This window comes from Fodinibius sp. Rm-B-1B1-1 (assembly GCF_038594945.1).
GTDB lineage: Bacteria > Bacteroidota > Rhodothermia > Balneolales > Balneolaceae > Fodinibius > Fodinibius alkaliphilus.
The window spans coordinates 974,400-994,940 of sequence record NZ_JBCFYD010000002.1; the positions used below are offsets into that span (position 1 = coordinate 974,400).

The 20,541-nt window shown below is 39.9% G+C and carries 23 protein-coding genes; 19 read left to right on the forward strand and 4 right to left on the reverse strand.

Translation table 11 applies throughout. The annotated features are described in order from the left end of the window. Positions 1-71 precede the first annotated feature (71 nt). Positions 72-1,835: an ABC transporter substrate-binding protein gene (locus AAFH98_RS11595; protein ID WP_342522878.1), complete on the forward strand. Its 1,764-nt coding sequence runs from the start codon at positions 72-74 to the stop codon at positions 1,833-1,835. On the opposite strand, the gene mltG is transcribed toward AAFH98_RS11595, so the two are convergent. Both mltG and AAFH98_RS11605 read right to left on the reverse strand, forming a co-directional pair. After that, positions 1,832-2,896, reverse strand: a complete 1,065-nt coding sequence (gene mltG, locus AAFH98_RS11600; RefSeq protein ID WP_342522879.1) for an endolytic transglycosylase MltG — start codon at positions 2,894-2,896, stop codon at positions 1,832-1,834. The genes AAFH98_RS11595 and mltG overlap by 4 nt on opposite strands. A gap of 21 nt (positions 2,897-2,917) precedes the next feature. After that, complete coding sequence (locus AAFH98_RS11605; protein WP_342522880.1) at positions 2,918-3,640, reverse strand: Bax inhibitor-1/YccA family protein; 723 nt, start codon at positions 3,638-3,640, stop codon at positions 2,918-2,920. Between the two features lie 339 nt (positions 3,641-3,979). On the opposite strand from AAFH98_RS11605, the gene AAFH98_RS11610 reads away from it, so the two are divergent. From AAFH98_RS11610 to AAFH98_RS11630, 5 genes are all read left to right on the forward strand, one after another. Then, positions 3,980-4,507, forward strand: a complete 528-nt coding sequence (locus AAFH98_RS11610; RefSeq protein WP_342522881.1) for an RNA polymerase sigma factor — start codon at positions 3,980-3,982, stop codon at positions 4,505-4,507. Between the two features lie 4 nt (positions 4,508-4,511). Beyond that, on the forward strand, positions 4,512-5,804 hold the full coding sequence (locus AAFH98_RS11615) for a hypothetical protein (RefSeq protein WP_342522882.1): 1,293 nt from the start codon (positions 4,512-4,514) through the stop codon (positions 5,802-5,804). A 39-nt stretch (positions 5,805-5,843) separates the two neighbouring features. Further along, positions 5,844-6,329, forward strand: coding sequence for a c-type cytochrome domain-containing protein (locus AAFH98_RS11620; RefSeq protein ID WP_342522883.1), 486 nt, complete (start codon positions 5,844-5,846; stop codon positions 6,327-6,329). 115 nt (positions 6,330-6,444) lie between these two features. Then, on the forward strand, positions 6,445-6,915 hold the full coding sequence (locus tag AAFH98_RS11625) for a YceI family protein (protein WP_342522884.1): 471 nt from the start codon (positions 6,445-6,447) through the stop codon (positions 6,913-6,915). Between the two features lie 10 nt (positions 6,916-6,925). Then, entirely contained in the window at positions 6,926-7,768 is an 843-nt protein-coding gene (locus AAFH98_RS11630; protein ID WP_342522885.1) for a DUF5777 family beta-barrel protein, read from the forward strand. A gap of 13 nt (positions 7,769-7,781) precedes the next feature. On the opposite strand, the gene AAFH98_RS11635 is transcribed toward AAFH98_RS11630, so the two are convergent. Further along, positions 7,782-8,126: a TM2 domain-containing protein gene (locus tag AAFH98_RS11635; protein WP_342522886.1), complete on the reverse strand. Its 345-nt coding sequence runs from the start codon at positions 8,124-8,126 to the stop codon at positions 7,782-7,784. A gap of 5 nt (positions 8,127-8,131) precedes the next feature. Then, on the reverse strand, positions 8,132-8,440 hold the full coding sequence (locus tag AAFH98_RS11640) for a DUF2752 domain-containing protein (RefSeq protein WP_342522887.1): 309 nt from the start codon (positions 8,438-8,440) through the stop codon (positions 8,132-8,134). A gap of 257 nt (positions 8,441-8,697) precedes the next feature. Between AAFH98_RS11640 and AAFH98_RS11645 the strand changes: the two genes are divergently transcribed. From AAFH98_RS11645 to AAFH98_RS11705, 13 genes are all read left to right on the forward strand, one after another. After that, on the forward strand, positions 8,698-10,689 hold the full coding sequence (locus tag AAFH98_RS11645) for a TonB-dependent receptor family protein (protein WP_342522888.1): 1,992 nt from the start codon (positions 8,698-8,700) through the stop codon (positions 10,687-10,689). A gap of 93 nt (positions 10,690-10,782) precedes the next feature. Next, on the forward strand, positions 10,783-11,373 hold the full coding sequence (locus AAFH98_RS11650) for a hypothetical protein (RefSeq protein WP_342522889.1): 591 nt from the start codon (positions 10,783-10,785) through the stop codon (positions 11,371-11,373). Between the two features lie 42 nt (positions 11,374-11,415). Further along, the gene (locus AAFH98_RS11655; RefSeq protein ID WP_342522890.1) at positions 11,416-11,742 is read left to right on the forward strand and encodes a hypothetical protein; all 327 of its coding nucleotides are present in this window, start codon (positions 11,416-11,418) and stop codon (positions 11,740-11,742) included. Positions 11,743-11,994: 252 nt separating this feature from the next. Next, complete coding sequence (locus tag AAFH98_RS11660) at positions 11,995-12,714, forward strand: CPBP family intramembrane glutamic endopeptidase (RefSeq protein WP_342522891.1); 720 nt, start codon at positions 11,995-11,997, stop codon at positions 12,712-12,714. A gap of 272 nt (positions 12,715-12,986) precedes the next feature. Continuing rightward, entirely contained in the window at positions 12,987-14,027 is a 1,041-nt protein-coding gene (locus AAFH98_RS11665; RefSeq protein WP_342522892.1) for a TlpA family protein disulfide reductase, read from the forward strand. 612 nt (positions 14,028-14,639) lie between these two features. Next, positions 14,640-15,101, forward strand: coding sequence for a hypothetical protein (locus AAFH98_RS11670; RefSeq protein WP_342522893.1), 462 nt, complete (start codon positions 14,640-14,642; stop codon positions 15,099-15,101). Positions 15,102-15,266: 165 nt separating this feature from the next. Then, a complete protein-coding gene (locus tag AAFH98_RS11675; protein ID WP_342522894.1) occupies positions 15,267-15,689 on the forward strand; it encodes a hypothetical protein in 423 nt (140 codons plus the stop codon). Between the two features lie 554 nt (positions 15,690-16,243). Next, a complete protein-coding gene (locus tag AAFH98_RS11680) occupies positions 16,244-17,140 on the forward strand; it encodes a CPBP family intramembrane glutamic endopeptidase (protein ID WP_342522895.1) in 897 nt (298 codons plus the stop codon). Continuing rightward, a complete protein-coding gene (locus AAFH98_RS11685; RefSeq protein WP_342522896.1) occupies positions 17,133-17,705 on the forward strand; it encodes a Crp/Fnr family transcriptional regulator in 573 nt (190 codons plus the stop codon). Before AAFH98_RS11680 ends, AAFH98_RS11685 begins: the two co-directional genes overlap by 8 nt. Positions 17,706-17,783: 78 nt before the next feature. Further along, positions 17,784-18,521, forward strand: coding sequence for an SDR family oxidoreductase (locus tag AAFH98_RS11690; protein ID WP_342522897.1), 738 nt, complete (start codon positions 17,784-17,786; stop codon positions 18,519-18,521). Between the two features lie 4 nt (positions 18,522-18,525). Further along, positions 18,526-19,188 (forward strand): methyltransferase family protein, encoded by a 663-nt coding sequence (locus AAFH98_RS11695; protein ID WP_342522898.1) that lies wholly within the window; start codon positions 18,526-18,528, stop codon positions 19,186-19,188. Next, a complete protein-coding gene (locus tag AAFH98_RS11700) occupies positions 19,179-19,679 on the forward strand; it encodes a hypothetical protein (RefSeq protein ID WP_342522899.1) in 501 nt (166 codons plus the stop codon). The genes AAFH98_RS11695 and AAFH98_RS11700 overlap by 10 nt, the downstream gene beginning before the upstream one ends. A 143-nt stretch (positions 19,680-19,822) precedes the next feature. Beyond that, entirely contained in the window at positions 19,823-20,368 is a 546-nt protein-coding gene (locus AAFH98_RS11705) for a hypothetical protein (protein WP_342522900.1), read from the forward strand. The last annotated feature ends 173 nt before the right edge of the window (positions 20,369-20,541 follow it).

Sequence of the window (20,541 nt, forward strand, 5' to 3'; positions counted from 1 at the left end):
ATGAACAAAAATGGATCAAGAGAGTTAGTATAATGCATACTGCTTATAAAACTATTAGCTGACAGATTATTATGAACACTTCGATTCGAAACTTTTTCTATGCATTCTTTTTTGTGATCATCGCGATCTTAACGGTATGGCCTGCAGTAACTTTGGCTCAATCTTTTGATGAAGGTGTAGAATATTATCAACAGGGGCAGTTTGAAGATGCGGTACAAGTTTTTAACAGTCTGGAAACTCCTGAAGCACGACTGTATTCGGGGAAAGCATATTATAGCCTCGGACAATACCTAACAGCTAAAACATATTTAAATCAGGTTGATCAGCAATCAAATGACGATATTTATCTGGAAGCGCAATTTACCTCAGCCTTGGTTAACTTCCAGCTTGGACTTTATGGCGATGCATTAAATCAGCTTTACGACTTGCAGCAGAACGAAGTTCAAACACAGGTGGTAAACGATGGACGTCAGCTTTATAATGAAATTCTTGCCTTTTTAACGCTCGATCAACGTAAAAAGGCATTTCAACAAGCAAAATCACCTCAAACAAAGTTCGATCTGATCGAATCAGTTATTGGGAAAGTTCCACTTAAAGATGCACGCACGCTGTACGATCAGCTGGTTAAAACAAAGATTGATACCGCCAGTAATGCCATGCGAGAGTTGCGTGAAGTTATTTCTGATTCAGTAAATTATGCTACAGAACAACGGTATGGTCGACGGACTGAAACTCCACAAGGAATTATCTATGATATCGGGGCCGCCCTTCCTGCGCATGAAAATGCTGGTTCTGAGTTGCAGGTTGCCCAAGGGCTTCATTTTGGATACGTATTAGCCGCTGAGGAATTCAATCGACAACATGCTGATAAAAAAGCCTTTATTCGGCATCAGAATACGGCAGCAAACATGGATTCAGCAGGACATGCAATGACTAACTTAGCCTGGAATTATAATGTAGATGCCATTTTGGGTCCCTTGTTTTCTGAACCCGCCCAGGTAATGGCAGGCTTGGCCGAACAATATCAAATTCCGCTTATTGCTCCTCTGGCAAACTCTGATACGTTGAACGTCGACAATCCGTATGTTTATCAAGTAAATCCTACCTTTACTTCTCACGGACGGAAAATGGCAGAATATGCGGTGCAGAGCCTTAGCATGGATACCTTAGCCGTATTGGCAGAGAAAAACTCTTTAGGGGAAGCCTCGGCTTTTGCTTTCCGTGAACGAGCTGAAAAGCTGGGAGCAAAGGTTTCGTATTTTTTTGTTGAGGATTTAAAATCTCAAGGATTCGACCTTACTGATTATACCAAATACTTTACCACTGACAGTACAAAAATTGATAGCTTGGGCAATTACCATTATCTGGATGGTATCTATGCGCCATTTACAGGACAGGCTGCCTCTACCCTTGCGGAGTTATTGTTAGTCGATTTAGAGGCTATGGGTAGCAATATACCTGTTTTGGGTTCCCAGGAATGGGGCAATTTTGATATCCCGGAAATCCAGCTTGAAAATCAGCCTATCTACTTTTCGGAAAGTTACTATGTCAACCAAAAAAATGAAGCTGTTACACAGTTTAAAAAACGGTATAAACAGCGGTTTGACACTGAGCCTGATCGCTTTGCCATGATTGGGTATGACGTTGCCAGTTATGTGTTGCAAACACTTAATCGCATTGGTAATCCCGTTTATTTAAAAAATGCATTAAAACAACAGGGAAAATACGAAGGCTTGATTAGCAATATTGATTTTAAAGGAACACACATCAATCAAGAAGTTAAAATATTCGAGATCTCTAAAGGTGGGATACGGCCTGTTTTAAAACAGGATTAATCTGAATTTTGCTCCTTCATACGCTTAATGCGGTATTGTTCCTGTAGCCATTGCCGCCACTTAGCACTTTTCTGTTTGTGCTCTTCAAAGGTCTTCGAAAAGGCGTGTTCCCCATCAGGTGTAGCCACCATGTAAAGGTAGTCATGGTCTTCGGGATATAAGGCTGCTTTTATAGATTCAGCATCGGGATTAGTAATAGGTCCCGGGGGCAAACCCCGGTACTGATATGTATTATAGGGATGGTCAATGCGGTAATCGTCATATAACAAACGACGACGTTCCCCTACAGCAAAGTTCACTGTCGGATCGGCCTGCAGACGCATTCCCCTGTTCAGTCGATTCCAGTATAAGCCACTGATAGTCTTCTTCTCTTCCCGGTTTTGGGCTTCCCATTCAACGATTGAGGCCAACGTCACAATTTCATCAACAGATCGGTCCAATTCACTAAATTGCTGTTGGTGCTTTTCAATTATGGCTTTATTAAACTCCCTGTAGATACGTTTGAAGAAATCATTAGGAGTAATGGTCCAATATACGGAATAGGTGTTGGGATAAAGTCGGCCGATAACATCTTTAGGGGCTAAATTGAGTTCTGCTAAAAGGCTCGAATCTCGAACAGTTTGATGAAAAGATAGGGAGTCAAATTTGAGTTGATTAGCTACGCGTTGGACAATATCTCCCTCGGGTCGACCTGGTAATATTGTAACATTGACGGGATCTTGAATGCCGCGTGCTAATTTTGAAAGGAATTCCTCGTATCCATATGGTTTATCAATTAAGTAGTGGCCGCTTTGAAACGTTCTCCATCCCAGCAAGTTCGCGGCCCATTTTAGCTCCTCCTCACTGGTGATGTAGGATGGGTCAGCCAGTATACTCGATAATTCCCCGAGATCAGTTGTTTCTTCTAAATATAGATGGGCTGTTCCTTTTGGTGAAATAGCTTCGCCATTATACAATACAGCCCATCGCAATCCAGCAACTAAAAAAGTAACTATCAACAATAACAGAAGGCCGCCGATAAATTCACTTCGGGATAGAGGTATAAATCTATTCTTAAACAAAATGAGTAACTCCTAAAGTAATTAACGCTGCTGTATTTTAGACAACAGTCGAAGCATTTCGATATAAAGCCAGACAAGTGTAATCATGAGTCCAAATGAAGTATACCATTCGAAATATTTAGGAGCTCGAGCTTCTGCCCCTTTTTCAATCATATCAAAATCAAGTGCCAGGTTAAGCGCTGCTACTCCAACGATAATTAAGCTAAACCCAATACCCATAAGCCCATTACCGTGGATTAAGCTGATGTTAATTCCGAAAAAGCTTAAGACAAAACTGGCAATATATACTAAAAAGATGCCCCCGGTTGCTGCCATAACTCCTGTTCGGAATTTCTGTGTAACGTTGATCCAACCCGAGCGATAGGCAATAAGCATAGCAGCAAAAACGCCGAGTGTTAATAAGATGGCGTTATAAACAATTCCTGAATATGCTGCTTCGTACATGACGGAAATGCCGCCCAAAAATAAGCCTTCAAGCCCGGCGTAAGCAGGAGCTGTAAACGGTGACCATTCTTTTTTGAAGATGGTAACCATTGCCAAAATAAAACCTCCGATGGCGCCGCCCCATATAAATAGCTGTGAAGGTTGATACCAGCTAATAGTGGCACCTATTAATAAAACGAGGAAAAGCATGCCTGTTTTATTAATTGTACCGCTGACCGTCATGGCTCCTTCAGAAGTACTGGTTGTGCTATCAATATTTTGGAATGTCTTTTCGCTAAGCGTTGGATTTCCGGATCTCATAAAAACGATTATGTTAAAATTTTTGAGTGCTCAATATACGGTCTCCGTATTAGGAATAACAATATCTGAAGTTAAAAATTTTATGATGATTCTGGTGTAACAAAACCGTTTGGTAATCGTAGTAGCCGAGTGGAAGAGCAACAATTTGGAGTTTCTAAGCTCCAAATGCCCTAAAGAAAAAGCTCCCAGCCTTGACCGGTTGGGAGCTTCTTATTTTACCCATCCCTCCTTAGTGTCCTACTCCCGTTTAAAATTAATTTCATTTCCGAGGCAACCATTTGTCTAAAATCCTTGTATCATTAATTGAGAGCGGAAAATTATAACGGGATAGGTTCAATCTTGATTGACGATATCATAAAAGGCTGTCGTAAGAGGCAGCGGAAAAGTCAAAAGGAGCTTTACAAAACGTTTTATGCCTATGGCATGAGCATTACGCTGAGGTATACCAACTCGAGAGAAGAAGCTGTTGAAGTACTTAATGATGCGTTTATGAAAGTTTATTCTAACATCGACAAATATGATATAAACCGTCCTTTTAAACCTTGGCTACGCAGAGTTATTGTTAACACCGCGATCAATCATTACCACAAAACACAAAGTGAGGTTGAAAAAACAGATTTCGAATCGGTTGAACATAAACAAGCTAAAAAAGAGGAAATCCTAAGTGGTATATCGTATGATGAAATCATTGGGATGGTTCAACAGTTGTCACCTGCATACCGGACGGTTTTTAATCTCTATGTAATTGAAGGATTTAAACATAAAGAAATTGCTAAAATGCTTGGTATTGCTGTTGGGACGTCTAAATCAAACCTATCCAAAGCCAAGAAAAATCTGCAGGCAATAATAGAGAAAAGTTTTATCTAACGTTATGGCAAACAAAAAACATAATGATCCTTTGGAAGAGTTTTTCGAAAAGAAGCTCCAGGATTATGACATACAATACCGGGAAGAAGATTGGCTCAAGCTTGAGGGTCAGCTCGATGCAATTGATCATAGTAAAAAGAGCTTTTGGAAACGTTATGCAGTTGCTGCAGCACTGGTATTTCTATTTTCGATATTAGCTTATGTTACTTATCAACAGCAGCAAAAGATCAATCAACTAAATGAACGATTAACAACCAATGAGCGGGTCACGAATCCAGAAAATCCTCCATTTAATATTTTAGTTGATGACCTTTTTGATTTTTCAACTCCGGGTAACGAATCTCAATCGGCTTCTGATGAAGGGGCTAATGATAACCAAGAGTCGGATGGGTTCGTAGATCACTTTCAAAATAGTACCTCAGATGATGCTGGTACGTCAGAAAATGAGGGGGCAACCTCTCCACGTGTACAACAGACAATAGGTTTGGCGGACCTATCAGAACCTCCTCCTCTAATCACAGGCAGCTTACTTGCTTATACATCTGAAATTGATGTAGATAGAGAAGCTCTCAATCATTCTGCCAAGAGTTTAGAGTCGGTTTATAATCAACGTGATTTTTCCTCAAATAAAGGTATTAGTACTAATGAAAATCGTGCTCCGGGCGGTTTAAATAGCCAAACAGAGTTGGCCCCACGTTCACAATCTAAATTTACGGTTGGTATCATGGGGGGACCTGATATAAGTACTGTTGGAGGAATTTCTAACTTCCACAATCCGGGTTATAAGCTGGGGCTTTCGGTTGAATACGCTATTTCCCGGAATCTTTCTCTATCAGCTGGAGCTATCCATTCAAAAGTACAGTACACAGCTCGTGGAAATGATTATAGTCCGCCCGAAGGCTACTGGTCGTATGGTGCTGTTCCTGATGAGACGATCGCTCAGTGTTTGATTATAGACATCCCCATCAGCTTAAAATATAACGTTCTACATTTTGACCATTCCCGATTATATGCCTCAGGCGGGGTCTCGTCTTACATTATGCTGAATGAAGAATATCAATTTAAATACAGTGGTTATAACAGTTCTGGTCAGCCAGACCGTTGGCAAGAGCGCACTGGTACTCGTCACTGGATGAGTAATGCTATGGTTTCAGTGGGATTTGAACAGGATATCAGTAACAATATGAGCATTCGTATAGAACCCTTTTTAAAAGTACCCATCCAGGAAGTGGGTTGGGGTAATGTAAAGCTATACTCCATGGGATCACTTTTTTCAGTTAACTACAATCTTCCCTAATCGAGCGGCATAAATGTAAATTAAAATCAGGGCACAATTATGAGTACAACAATATTCTCAAAAAAAGATAATAGGTTTTGTACTATTAGCCGACGAAGTTATAAAGCATTCTTTGGGACATTAATTATTTCGTTTGGGTTACTGCTATCGGGATGTGGTGGAGATTCCAGCACCGGACCGGACCCCGATCCTGATCCAGACCCTGATCCAAATCGAAATGTTAGTTATTCTCAGGATATAGAGCTTATCTTTCAAGGCAATTGTGCTACAAGTGGTTGTCACGACTCCGGCACGCAGGAAAGTGGTGTTAATTTGAGTTCGTATCAAAATGCTGTTAACAGTGAGGGCAACCAATATCAGGAGCTGGTTATCAATCCCGATAACCCTGATGAAAGTCCGCTTATTGATAAAATTGAACCCAGTCCTGAAAGAGGTGAACGTATGCCCTACCAACGTGACCCGTTATCTCAGGCAGATATTGATTCTATCAGGGCCTGGATTGAAGATGGGGCTCCTGACAACTAATCCCAAAACTCACCAATAACAGAAATTTATGATGAATAAATTGACTTTCATATTGATCATATTTATTGGCCTGTTATGCTCTCCAACTGTGGCATCTGGACAATCGCAAAGCTATATGACTGAAAAAGGACATGTTGAATTTGATTCTTCAGTTCCCCTGCATTCCTTTACCGGAGAGTCAGATCATTTGGTAGGTAAAATTACTTTCTCCGATAGTATCGTAGATTTTTATGTAGACGTGAACACGTTAAAAACCGGAATTAATAAACGTGATAATGATATGTTACGAACTCTGGAAGCTGAGAAACACCCTTTTGCTGAGTTCTATGGCAAAATTAATTCAGAAATTGATTTGGAAAATACTGATCCGCAAGACGTAACGGTAGAAGGAGAATTTACGGTTCACGGGGTTTCGAACAAGACTTCTATTACTGGCACGCTTAAAAAGACTCCCAATGGCCTGAAAATAAACGCTTCGTGGACCCTCAACATGGAGGATTATAATATTGAACCACCCGGTATTTTATTTTATCGTGTTAGCGAAATGATAGATGTGTCGATATCAGCGACCTTAACCCCTGTTTAATCTATTTGCTATGACTTCAAAGAAATCAACCGTACTCCTTTTATTCTTTTTGCTCGTATCTATTGTGCCAAGCAAAGCTCAAATGGAAAGGGAGCGGGCCAGAGTCGTAGAACCTGTAGAAACATTTTGGACTCCTACCCTTGTTTCTCAAGCCACTACTGAACAGCTCGAAGGCGGTAATTTAAATGTAACGATCATGCACAGTTTTGGGATTGCTACGACGAGACCCATCCAAAATTTCTTTGGGTTAGATAATATTCAAAATGTGCGTCTTGGGATTGATATTGGGCTTTCTGATAAATGGTCGGTTGGGATTGGTCGTTCTTCCCTGTTTAACGTTGTTGATTTACGAACTAAATACGCCTTGTTACGCCAAAATACCAATGGTGAAGTGCCACTAAGTATATCACTCAAGGGGGATCTGGGAATCATAACACAAGAAAATCGTCAACCTTTCGAAGATGATATCAGCACGTTGGTATCGGCTATAGTATCCAAAAAACTAAATGAACAGCTACGTCTGCAGCTGTCGCCCATGTATGGACATTTTAGTACCGTAGCGGCAGGAAATGTAAACAACCTATTTGCCGTGGGAATGGGTGCCCAGATTAATCTATCAGAACGTTATTCGTTAATTACAGAATATTATCCAGTACTGGGAGATAAAAATCCCGATACAAATAACGCATTTTCGCTTGGACTTAATATCCAAACTGGTGGACATGTTTTTCAGATGTTCTTTACCTCTACCCGCTGGCATTTGGAACAATATGTAATGGCCCAAAATCGAGAACAATTCTGGGCCGGTGATTTCCGGTTTGGATTTAATGTAAATCGGATATTTGGTCTGTAACCCCTGATGCTTGTTATTGAATTAATGAGACAGCATCGCGGGCCACTTCTCGGTTATACTCAAAGGCCAAGTTCTTGTAATTGATGACATCCACAATGGTTCCGATAAAGCAGAGTCCTGCAGTAAAGAGATACAATAGTCCCATCCCCAATTGGCCAACGATAAATCGATGGATACCGGCTACGCCAAAAAATCCAACAAGTGCTGTTAATAAAACAGTTTGTGGATCTTTTCTCCGCGCTCGATACACCCTGGTAAAGCGATCAGCTGTCTTCTCATCCATCGATTCCATCACCTTGGAAATATAGGCGGCTTCATCCCCTTCAAGCTCTGGTAAATAATCAATTACATTAGCCATAATACTTATAATATTTTGTTATGATTTAAACTGTTTTTATATACTATATATATAATTCTTCCACCTATAATAAATACGGCAAAAGGTCCTAATATATTGGATTGCAATGCATTACTAAACTCACCTCGAAAGAAAAATGATATGGAATGCCCCAATCCATCTCCCGGACAATATTGAAATCCCAAGTTTTCCAACAGACATAATCCCGGACCTGTTGTCGTATTAGGATCCATGAAAGCCAGCAAGATCAGGCCTATGCTAAAAGCCGCAACTTCGAAGTAGTTTTTATGCAGATGTTTAATAATATTTCTCATCACCATACAAGTACGTCATTTCCCCTATCTGTGTTACATGAAAGAAGTAAATATTTGTCGAAAATGTAAGAAAATTTATTGCTGACATTACCCTTTAAAAGGAATGCCTTTTTATTTCCCTTTGTTGTCACCACTGAATTCGCTGATGTTTTAAACCTTTGACCATAGTTATGATCAATCAACTTTTACCATTTTGCCTTAATAAAAGAACAGATAGCAACAACTCTTTTTTAGTTCTATTATTTTTTTGTTTCCTCTTGAGCCCTGCGGCTATTATTGCCCAAGAAGTCGATGATAGTTTAAAGGTGGATCTGGATCCTATCGAAGTTACCGCGATGCACTCCGTGGTAACTTCGGCAGAAGCCCCTGTAGCATTGAGCACCCTATCAAAAGATCTGAATGAAATTAATGGCAGTGCTACCCTCTCACTCGAAGATATAAGTCAGCAAATGCCGGGCATTTGGGTTAGTGATCGACAAAATTATGCCTTAGGAGAACGACTAACAATTCGAGGGGTGGGATGGCGTGCTGCTTTTGGCGTTCGGGGCGTACAGGTGGTATTAAACGACATGCCACTTACCGTTGCCGATGGACAAACGATGCTCAATATCGTTGATCCGGCCTTTATTCGTCGGGCCGAATTACTACGGGGGCCTGCGGCTACTTATTGGGGAAACAGCAGTGGTGGCGTATTATATCTGTCAACAAACCCTCCATCTAATGAAGGGAGTAATCTTAGATTGAAAACGATGGCGGGATCCTATGGCACCCAGAAAGTTGAGGGACAATTTTCCGTTTCGGGCTCCAACCACCAGGTTAATGGATACACAAGCTATTTAAACACGGATGGTTTTCGGGATTACAGTGCTGCCCAGGTATTTCGGTCAGGCATTACCGGATCTGTCAACCTCACTTCCAAGAGCCGGCTCCAATACCAGGCAGCCACTATCAATATGCCCAAAGCTCAGCATCCGAGCGCCCTAACGGCCCAGGATGCTCAAAATAATCCTACCAATGCGGTATCTTCTTTTGTAGATGCAGGAGCCGGTAAGCAGATAGCCCAACAGCAAGCAGGTGTTTCATATATGCTTGAAACCGATACTGGCACCCTCGATATTACCGGTTATGGCATTTATCGTGATTTATCGAATCCCCTGCCCTTTGGAATTATTACCGTTCAACGTTCGGCGGGTGGATTGCGAACGACTTTTGATAAAGATTGGGAACAACTCAAAGTTAAAGTAGGTGTCGAAACCAAGTTTCAACATGATGATCGTGAAGAGTTTGAAAATGTAGGTGATGCCAGACGAGGGGCTACAACCGTCGATCAGGTTGAGCAGGTTTGGAATCAGGCGTTGTTTTCAACAGCCACCTATTCTATCAACAACTTTAATATCCTGGGCGGATTACGCTACGACCGTATCACTTTTAATACCGATGCCCCTACCGCCGACCAATCCGGAAGTCGTACGTTTGAGTCGTTAAGTCCCAATGTAGGCATAAACTATCAGCCGGGGAATCAAAACATATTTATCAATCTAAGCACCTCATTTGAAGCACCCACTACCACTGAATTAGTTAATCGTCCGAGTGGTGGCAATGGTTTTAATCCCAACTTAAAGCCCGAGCAAACAGTCGGTATTGAAACAGGCATCAGAGGCAGCATTCTTCCACAAAACTTAACCTACGACCTCACGTTTTACCGACTTTGGATCGACGATTTGCTGTTCCCCTATCAGCTCCAAACCGATGGCCCCACCTATTATCGAAACCAGGGAAAAACCCATCATACCGGGCTGGAAGCAACCCTCAGCTGGAACGTACATCGAGATATAACCCTATCAGGAAATACAACCATCACCGAGGCTACATTTAAAGAAGCGCAAACTCCTCAAGGGGAATCACTATCAGACAATGAAGTGCCTGGCATTGCTCCCTTTCGATTCAATAGCCAATTCCACTGGACACCCGGGAACTTTTCGTTGTCTCTAACCTATAAGCATATAAGTAGTTATATGGCCGATAATCTCAACACAGCCGAAAATGAAGCCTATAACGTTTTTGATGCTTCATTTAGCTTTCAAGAAATATTTCGCTCCCAAAGCGTTGAAGTGCAGCCGTTTATGAATATTGATAATATTTTTGATACTCGATATAACGGTTCTGTTTCGGTAAATGCTTTTGGCGGAAGATATTTTGAGCCAGCTCCCGGAAGGAGTTGGCAGGCAGGGATTTCGGTCAATTTTTAGAAAGGCCTAACCTTCTTAAAGCCATTTTAACTTGTAACAAACAGCGATTGTACTATCTTGAGTATGTAAACATGATAGAAATGGGACACTATTATGATTAAACATTTACTTTTTATTGTATTGCTGATAGGCGGCATCTATTATTACTGGGATACGCGACCGGTTGAGCATGGACCGGGTGTAGTAGCTCCTGAAACTCCGGTTCAGGAAGCCACATATAATGCAGATACATTTGCCTATAAAGGATTTAAGATTACTCCTAAAGCAACCATCAATCTTGAGGCCCGCGTACTTTCCATTAAAAACTACTACTTTGATAAGTATGCTGATCTTATCCCTACCGATGTTGTGGTAGGCTGGGGACCGATGTCTGATGAACGGAATTTAAGTTCTCTGCTGGTCCGACAATCCGACCGCTCGTTCTACTGGGAAATGGCAGCCCCTCCCCTCGAAAAACAGCAGATGTGGCAACATGCTTCAAATATGCATCTCATTGGCTCAACTAAGGCTGTTCGTGACAAGATAAATGATCTTCGAGAAGGACATATTATTCATATCGAAGGGTATCTCGTTAATGCAACTTCCCCCAAAGACGGGTGGACCCTAAAGAGTTCGATGCGCAGAGATGATATCGGAAAAAGTTCCAGTGAATTAGTTTGGATAAAGAGTCTTACTATTCTTTAATTGGATGCTTTAGAATTACCATCTAACAAAGGATAGTTTCTTATGTCTTGGCTTAAAGATGTGATCGTTGACCTTCTTGCAACAGGCGTAATTGTTGCTGCCGTTCTTACATCTAACACCATTTTAAGTGGTCTTGTATGGGGATATACGGGATTACTGCTGTTTACAAAACTCTTGGTCTATTTTGGTGATGGGTTTATGAATATGATGAATAAAACCCAAACATCAGCCCCTGACTGGTTTACACACCTGCTTTATGCCATAAATACGGCTACCCTCCTGGGTTTTCAATGGTGGTATGCGGGCGTTGGCTGGGCAATTATATGGATGATTTCTTTCCTAACACAGCGTAAGCTGGATCAAAAGTAATTAAACTCTCCATCCTATTGTTGGATATTTCATCGGATGTGATATAGATACTCTGCCTAAAACATACTACTGAGTAACTCTTCCCTTTTTGGATCTCAGGATTCAAATACCTGCCATGATTTCTATATGGAGTAAACAAAGCTTATAGCTCTTCATATGTATTAACTCATAAAATCCTTCTGGCATGTATATGCAACAACGTAAAATATTATTCCGTAGAGGCTTTTAATCAAAGAACTAAGCATTCATTAAATGGTAAAAATAGACGACAGAACCATTAGTAAGAAAAAAGCCCTTGTTATTTTTATTTCTACTATAGTTGCAGGATTTATTCTATTTGCACTCCCAAACTTATTTTTTGGAATCACAAAAATTAACGGTGGTCTTACAGGAGTAAACTTATTGTTTATCGCACTTTTCCAACTTATTGCTGTTGGTTCATTAATCTATTTTTCACTCGGATTATTAAATAAAGATTTCCATTATATCGGTTGGTCTGGCAAGCATTGGCAAACCGATAGCCTCCTTGGATTATTAGTCGGGTTGATCTGGACAGCTTTGCAATTCGGATGGATCATCCCCAATACAGGTGGAGCAGAAAGGGCAGATATCACTCAAATGCTCTCAATGTTTGATGGTACATTAGTAGGTACGTTTTCGTTTATAGCCTTGGGTGTCATTGGGGGTGGTATCACCGAAGAAATTTTTAACCGAGGTTACTTCATTAATGTACTAAAAGACCTATTTAAGAATCCAAAGACTGGACTATATACTGCTGCCGTATTATCAATTGCATTTTTTGCTATCGGACATTTACCGTCAGATACGTTGGGATGGGTTGACATTTTAATTCCAACTATTGCTTATACCGTGTTATTCTTATATACCAAACGGTTAACGGCATCGATAATAGCTCATGGGACATACAACATGTTAGCAATCTTACTAACCTACTACATGTATTATCATTAAATTCATCAGCAGTTCTTCGATGACACTTTGCAGCCACTAACATTTTATGCAAGGTTTAACGAACTATAACAGCCTTATATTTGTAAAGACCTCCAAGGCATTATCTATATTGGGTTAAACATGGAATAGGTGTGCACTTTTGTTGGCTGAATCAATTTCTAATATCATATAATCAATATATCGTGATTTCCAAGACGTCTCTCATACCACTGGTGGCTTCAATAATACTATGTTTCTCCTGTACTACGGAACAAAATGAAACGGTATTTTCTGTGGAAGGAACCCTAAATAACATCGATACCGAGCATGTGCTGCTGCAACAAGCAAAGGGGTTAAACGCAAATCAGTTTGATATCGTGGATACCTTGTTGGTAGATGCCGACCGTTCGTTTTCAGCATCCTATAGTCTTGAGCCTCATTATTACCGATTGCGTATTCATGACTCCCTGCAAATACCCTTCATTGCTGATTCTGGGCAACACATTACAATGAATATTCCCTCTGAAAGGGAATATGACGTATCTGGTTCGCCGGACACAGAACTTTTTGAAGAATATGAGGCGTTCAGAATGGAGGTTTTGGAAGAAACAGTGTACCCCATAAGAGGACAATTAGACGATTTGCTTGCTGAAGATAACCCGGAAGATGCTGAACAAATTGAAAATCTTGGGGACCGGGTATTGAAGGCAGAAGCAGCTTATCGTGATACCCTAATACATCCGGTTAAGAAGATGGGAACTTCAATCGCGATCTATCCGACTATGGTTCGCTGGAATGGTGATAAACATTTGGATTACTATGAACAGCTGGCCGCTGATTTTGCTGAAGAGCATAAAGGGCTTGAGGTTGCAGAACTGGTATCAGAGAAAGTTAGAATTTTAAAGCAGGTTTCCCTCGGCGGCGAAGTTTCAGAAATAGTCGCCCCCGATACATCTGGCATGGAGCGGTCTCTTTATGATAATCTTGGCAAGTACACCCTAATAGATTTTTTTGGTAGTTGGTGTGGTCCCTGTCGGTCAGAAAGTGATCACTTAATAAGAATGTATGAACAGTACCACCCCTCCGGGTTCGAAATTTTCGGCTTTGGTATTGAGTATCAAAAAGACCGATGGGTTCGAGCGATTAACGAGGACAACAGAATCTGGATCAATGTATCTACAGTCGATGGGTATTCCAACAAAATTGCCCAAGAGTACTCCATCACGGCAATCCCTAAAAACTTTCTTGTGGATGAGGACGGTGTCATCATTGCGAAAGACATTCATGGTCATGAGCTCGAAGAGAAGCTTAAGGAGTTGTTCGCAGAACAATGACAATAGCTGTTGACCCAAACAGTACAGGTGTCTCGCCCCTCTACTTCCTTTGATTATTAAGGTTTAAATATCTACTATGAGTCTAATATGAGTAAACTAAGGGTAGGTATACAACTATAAATTAGAGAACCACAAATTAGGTATGATCAAGAATAAATATTTTTGGCCTACAATTGTTTTTCTAAGCTTAGCCATAAGTATTTTTATAGAATTTAGGTTAGAGTCATTCAATGTTGGAAATTGGCTTCTTAGAACAACCGGAATAATTATTTTTCCTGGCATAGCATCATTACTCATTGCAGGTGCTACAAAGCTTATTGAGAAGGAATTAGATAAATCAACATTTAATCAGGTGTTCGCCATATGTTGGGTACTTGGTTTATTTTTACTCTTATTCTCTTTCTAAAAGGTCTTATTCAAAAAAACTATAACGTTCTATTGTCTTCTGGGGACGCCGAGGCGTTCCACACCTTCTTACATTAAGGTTTTAGTGATTGGGTTAGCTGTCGTTTTCTGGCCTTTAACTCTCCACTCATTATTTAGCAATCCAACAATTTGATCGTGGCCGGTTTTGCGCAATATCGTTGGACGTTTTAAAATAATTCATCAATCATGAAGAATACTCAAAAACTTTCAAACAGCTTTTTAGTTTACAACGTAGTTTTCTTATCTGTTCTTGTTTACATATTTGGAATTTTTGCTGTTGTCCATTTTATCAAAGAGTCCAGCCAAATAGGTTTTGTTGAAGCATTTTCGGAAAACATTATTTCTGTCAGCTTAGGAATCATCAGCCTTTTTCTCATCTTGCCAATTTATCGATTTACGAAATCCCTGAGAATATTAGATTTAATTGACCAGGAAAATGGGGCTTCATTTCTTAGGCTTTATTCTCCCTTTTTTATAAGTGATATGCCACAGGCCGATAGCAAAATAATTATCCAGAATATCAACGGGGTTAGTCAAAATAACTATTTCGGCAGGTTGGTTGAATTAAGCTTTGAAGAGAATGGCACAGAAAGAATTATTAAAAGCTTTGTTAGTCCCGAATCACTACAAAGATTAAAAAACACCTGATCCCTGATTGATTCCGGCAAATATCTCTATCCTATTGCCCCCCTTTCATTTATTGGTATAGCATTCCTTTTTCTTCTTTTGCATTTAATGCTTTAGATATCTACTATTTATTTTATTAAAGGATACCCCAAGATTAGCTATTCTTGCAAATTTAATCATTTACATATGAATGAATTGGTTTTAAATCGCCCCAAAGAACAAATCTATAGATTTCGATCCTACTCTATTATTGTTGATGATAAACACATTGCTGATTTACAGAATGATAGCCAACAAACACTATCGCTGGATAGCAATGAAATTACCATTCAAGCCAAGGTTGGTCGGCTTAGCAGTAATGCTAAAAACTTTGAATTCAATGATAAGAAGAATCTTAAACTTAACATTCAAGGCAATCGGTATTATAGCAAAGCATTTACCCTCTTCGGTCTATTATTAATTGCAGAGATTGGGTCAGAATATCTTTTGGACAGTTTTCAAACAACAATATCTATCATCCATTTGTTGACCTTGCTGGTGGCCTTCTATGTTATTTACACCATAACCTTTGGGAAGGACTCATGGATTACGATCTCTAAAACATCATAACAGCCACTTAACCTGTATATTAAGGGGCTCAATGGTGGGGAATATTAAAGTCGTTAGGTACACTTTAGAAATCATTATGACTAAGGATTCATTTTCATTACAGGTTTTATCATTAAACTTTAATTGGCAATCCCTTCAATATATTATATTTGGTTTCTTCCTCTTAGGGATATTACTTGGTTTTTTAAGCATCGTTCATATTGATAATCCCAATCTCTCTTCTATTGTTACCACTCCTTTATTTTGGACTTCAATTATTCCTATTGGTATTATTATCAAAGGTTTCCGAAAAGCAGAATCCCAAAAATAATCCCAATGGCATTTAACTCGTACTACCCCATTAAAACACTTAATAGATCGGAGCATGGCACATTCCCTGGTATCTTTACCCTTTTATGAGTAACATAATATCCCTTCCCACTTTTGCATATTATGGTTTAGATATCTACTATGAGTTTTAGTATGAATAACTAATCGTAGGTGATTTAACAGGCTTGTCTTCACAAATAATCATCGACCAACAGTTAGACGTATAACTCTATCAAGATATAAAAATGAAAAATTCAGGTAATCAAGGGATCAGGAGAATTCGAAAACGTTTTAGCAGAATCTCACTTAAAAAAGGATTCTTTTCGATTCTCTTCTTTATTATTCTTTCGGTTATTGGATCCTATCTTGTCGTGAATGAATTTGACCTCGATAGCTCTTGGCAAAATATCATCATTAGTTATGCTGTTTATGTAACTCCCTTTTTACTCATTATTTGGGTACTACGGGAAACTAATCAGCCTTTCAGCTTTATTGTCAAAGGAGACTCAGACGAACTTTCGCAAGTATTTATTGCTATTCCCTTAATAATCATTTCAATTGGAGTGGCATGGATGGTTATTCTTGTTTTGAATGAAATAAGTGCGGGAGCTGCAGATAATTATTTAAACTGGCTCAGTAATACTGAACTATTTAAATTTGGCCCTGAGACTACATTGCTTCAATATGTACTCTTTTTGGGAATGATCACGGTTGTTGCACCAGTAGTGGAAGAAATAATTTTCAGGGGTATTATGATTGAACGTATAGGTGCTAAATACAACTATAGCTGGGCAATAGTTATCTCTTCTGTTATCTTTGGCATTCTACACTCGGAGCCGGTGGGCGCATTTATTTCTGGTGTTGTCCTCAGCCTTGTATATCTAAAAACAAGATCCTTAATCATTCCAATTTTGATTCATATTGCCAACAATAGTATTGCTTCGTTTTTTATCATTGCTGATGAAACGTTTGTTTTTAGCAATAGCAGATGGGAAACAACTGAACCGTACATTTCAAATGCTTGGGTTGGGATATTACTTTTTACTGCTGGTATTGGTTGGCTTAGCTGGTATCTAAAACATAACTGGAAAAATGTAGTTGAACAGCAGGGGTTTAAATTGAAAGCAGAAAAAAATGAATAGAGAAAGTGAATTTATAACGTTTATCAAAACAATTACGGACCTTCCTGCTGAACAGGAAAACAAATTTCGCGATCTTCTTTCCGTAAAACATATTGAAAAGGGAGATTTCTTTGTCCGGGCTGGGCGGATTTCCAGAAACATTGCCTTTGTAAAGCAGGGACTATTCAGGTATTTCTATACCACCGAGGATGGAATGCAATTCACCAAGGGGTTCTTTGATGTTAACTCGGTGCTAAGTGCTTATGATGCGATTATTGAAAACAGTCCGGCCCACTACTCTATTGAGGCACTCGAGGATGCTGTTATTGAGACCGTAGATTATGATAAATTTCGCCAACTGTTTCCAGAAGATCCCTGTTGGAATAATTTTTTGGTCACTCTTCTGCAGAAAGGATACCTGGCCAAAGTACAGCGGGAACGCCAATTTTTATTAATGAATGCCGAGCAGCGGTATCACGCTTTTTTGAAGCGATATCCCGATCTTGAAAAAAGAATTAAACAGCACATTATCGCCTCTTACATAGGCATCGCTCCCGAATCTCTTAGCAGGATTAGAAAAAAATAAGATCTCTTAACATAGATCAATGACTGCCCACCTGGGGATCCATACGTTATACCATAATCAAAAACGGATACAACGATTATGGTACTTCAAAACAATACTATTCTTATAACCGGGGGAAGTTCTGGCATTGGCTTAGAGCTGACCAAAAAACTCCTCGAAAGAAAAAACAAGGTACTCATTTGCGGGCGAACCCTGAAAAAGCTGCAACGAGCTAAGCAAAAACTACCTTCCCTTCATTACCTGCAATGTGATATATCTAAGCCGTCGGATTGTAAACAATTGCGTAACTGGGTTCTTGAGAACCATCCCCATTGCAATGTATTGATTAACAATGCTGCTATCGTCCACGTCGAAAATTTTTACCGGGATGACGACATCCTTAAAAAAGCTGATGCAGAGGTCCAGACCAACCTGATGGCTCCTATCAGACTTTCAAAGCTGTTTGCCCCCATCCTGAACAACAACAAAAATCCCGGTATTATAAACATCACAACCGGACTCGTATATGTACCGCGCACGATCTATCCGTTCTATAACGCTACTAAGTCGGCGCTACATTCGTTCACCCAGGTTTTGAGATCGCAATCCACCGATTCACCAATTGATATTGTTGAAGTCCAATTTCCAGCGGTTGATACCCCCTGGCATCAAGGCAACCCACCTGATATTGCTATTCCAACGGAAGAAGCAGTTAGGAAAATGATCGAAGGGATTGAAAAGGGACATAAAGAGGTGCAAGTGGGTAAGGTTAAACTACTCTATCTACTTTCCCGTCTGGCACCCAATTTTGCCTTCCGAAAATTAAATAGCTTATAACCATATGCAACAAGAAAATAATCATCGAACGACCAACGCTACAAAAAGTGCTTTTTGGGCAAGCCTACTGTTCTATGGTCTCATCGCCTTCGAATTCTTTTACATGTTCAGCCCATTTGCGGCATATATTTACAGCATCTATGGACCCGGACTTGAGGCGCTAACCCTTTCCGGATCTACAAGCTGGCTTATCAGCTTTTTTATGCCACACATTGCCCGTGTAACGCAATCATTGTTTATCACTTGGCACGAAGTAATCGGGATGACTCTTTTCTTGGGAGGGTTCGGGGCATTCTTAGCAGGCGCGGCACAAATTTACTGGAACAAGCTGATGAAGAGTGGAGCTGTTTTCGGTGGCATCTATCACTACATTCGGCATCCGCAATACCTTGCCCTCATGATTTCCAGTTTTGGGATGGTGCTGGTCTGGCCCCGTTATCTCGTGTTGTTTGGATTTGTTACAGTATGTTTTGCCTACTTCTTTCTGGCACGGTTAGAAGAGCGTAAATGCAAGCAGAGATTTGCTGGATATGAAGAGTATTGCTCGCAAACCGGCATGTTTTTTCCGCCTGCTATTGAACAGTTATTTTATTATTTGCCGCGGCCCCAAAAGAAGATGAGTAAGATCGTTGGGTCCATAGGATTTATATTCTTGTTATGCTTGTAACTTTTGCTGTAGCAAGGGGAATCCATAGCTATGCAGTTAATAACCTCTATACCTACACCACCGAGCATGAGGTCTACCTTTCGCTTGGCCAAATTGATGCCAATGATATAGCCGAAATGGTCTATATTGTAAACGCAGATTCGTCGGTAATAACCCATTTGGAAGAGTATCGAGATCAGAACAAACGGTTTATCAACTATGTAATGCCCGCTTCTCTTTTTGTATCAGAGGTACCAATGCATATACCTGACGGAAAGGTGCCTACCCATGAGTGGCCAAGTAATAAAGACCAAAGTCGCTATAAAATTATTTTTTCGTTGGTCCATTTTGGACCTGATGGTCAAGCTAAAGATCAAGACATATTGCTTAAGGCGGTGAATAAAACACCAGTTCTGGAAGTCTGGATTGATCGTACATCCAAAAGCATTGAAAAAATATTTCGTCCCTCCTCCGATAACTATTATGAAGGAATGCCTGTTCCGGTTTTTTAATTAAAGAGCTTATGTAATCTGTACCCTGATGACCTAATTATAGTCTCTTCCACTCCTTTGCATGTTACGGTTTAGATATCTACTATAGATAATACCCAAATAAAAAAGTTAGATACCTCAATACAACAAAAGCTATCCCCATCATGAGGAAAGTATTCTTATCAATTATCTTTCTGTCTTTTCTAACCACTATTTCTTTAGCTCAGCCTTCCATTAAAGCCGGTTTAAATATTGCTGAGTCAACCAATGTAGGCTTTGTTGGACTTAATCCTACTCTTGAAGTTGAACAACGTCTGATTTCTAATATTTCTGCAAATGTAACTTTAAATGGGTTCTGGGATTTTAACCAAGTTGAAGAATATGAACCTTTGTTTAAAGAAAAAAGCTATCACCGAAGCTTCTATTCAGATCTGGGGCTAAATATTAAGATCATAGATAAGGCTGTAGATTGGAGTATTGGTGCCGGTGGGTCTTACCAAGTGGGGGTAGAAAAATACGTAGATACTGCCGGCTGGAGAGATGGCCAACTTCAATTTTATGATACAAGGAAAACTAACTTTTCGAGATTCGGTATTCTTATCAGCAATACTATTGGATTTGGAAAGGTGGTTAACCTTAATATCAATATATATCGATTTAATTTCTGGGGTGAATACATGAGTATTGGCACGTCATTTAACCTTTACTAATTGAACGGTTGCAGTACCCAACACAGATATTAGCTATCTACCATAGGTTAAGATAAAGGTAAGCTATTTAAACAGTTAACTCACACATTAATGGAGATAGTCCTCCCTCCTACGCTAAAACTAACAAAGACTAAGTGCCATCTCCTTGCCTCCCTTCCATTTATTAGTTAATC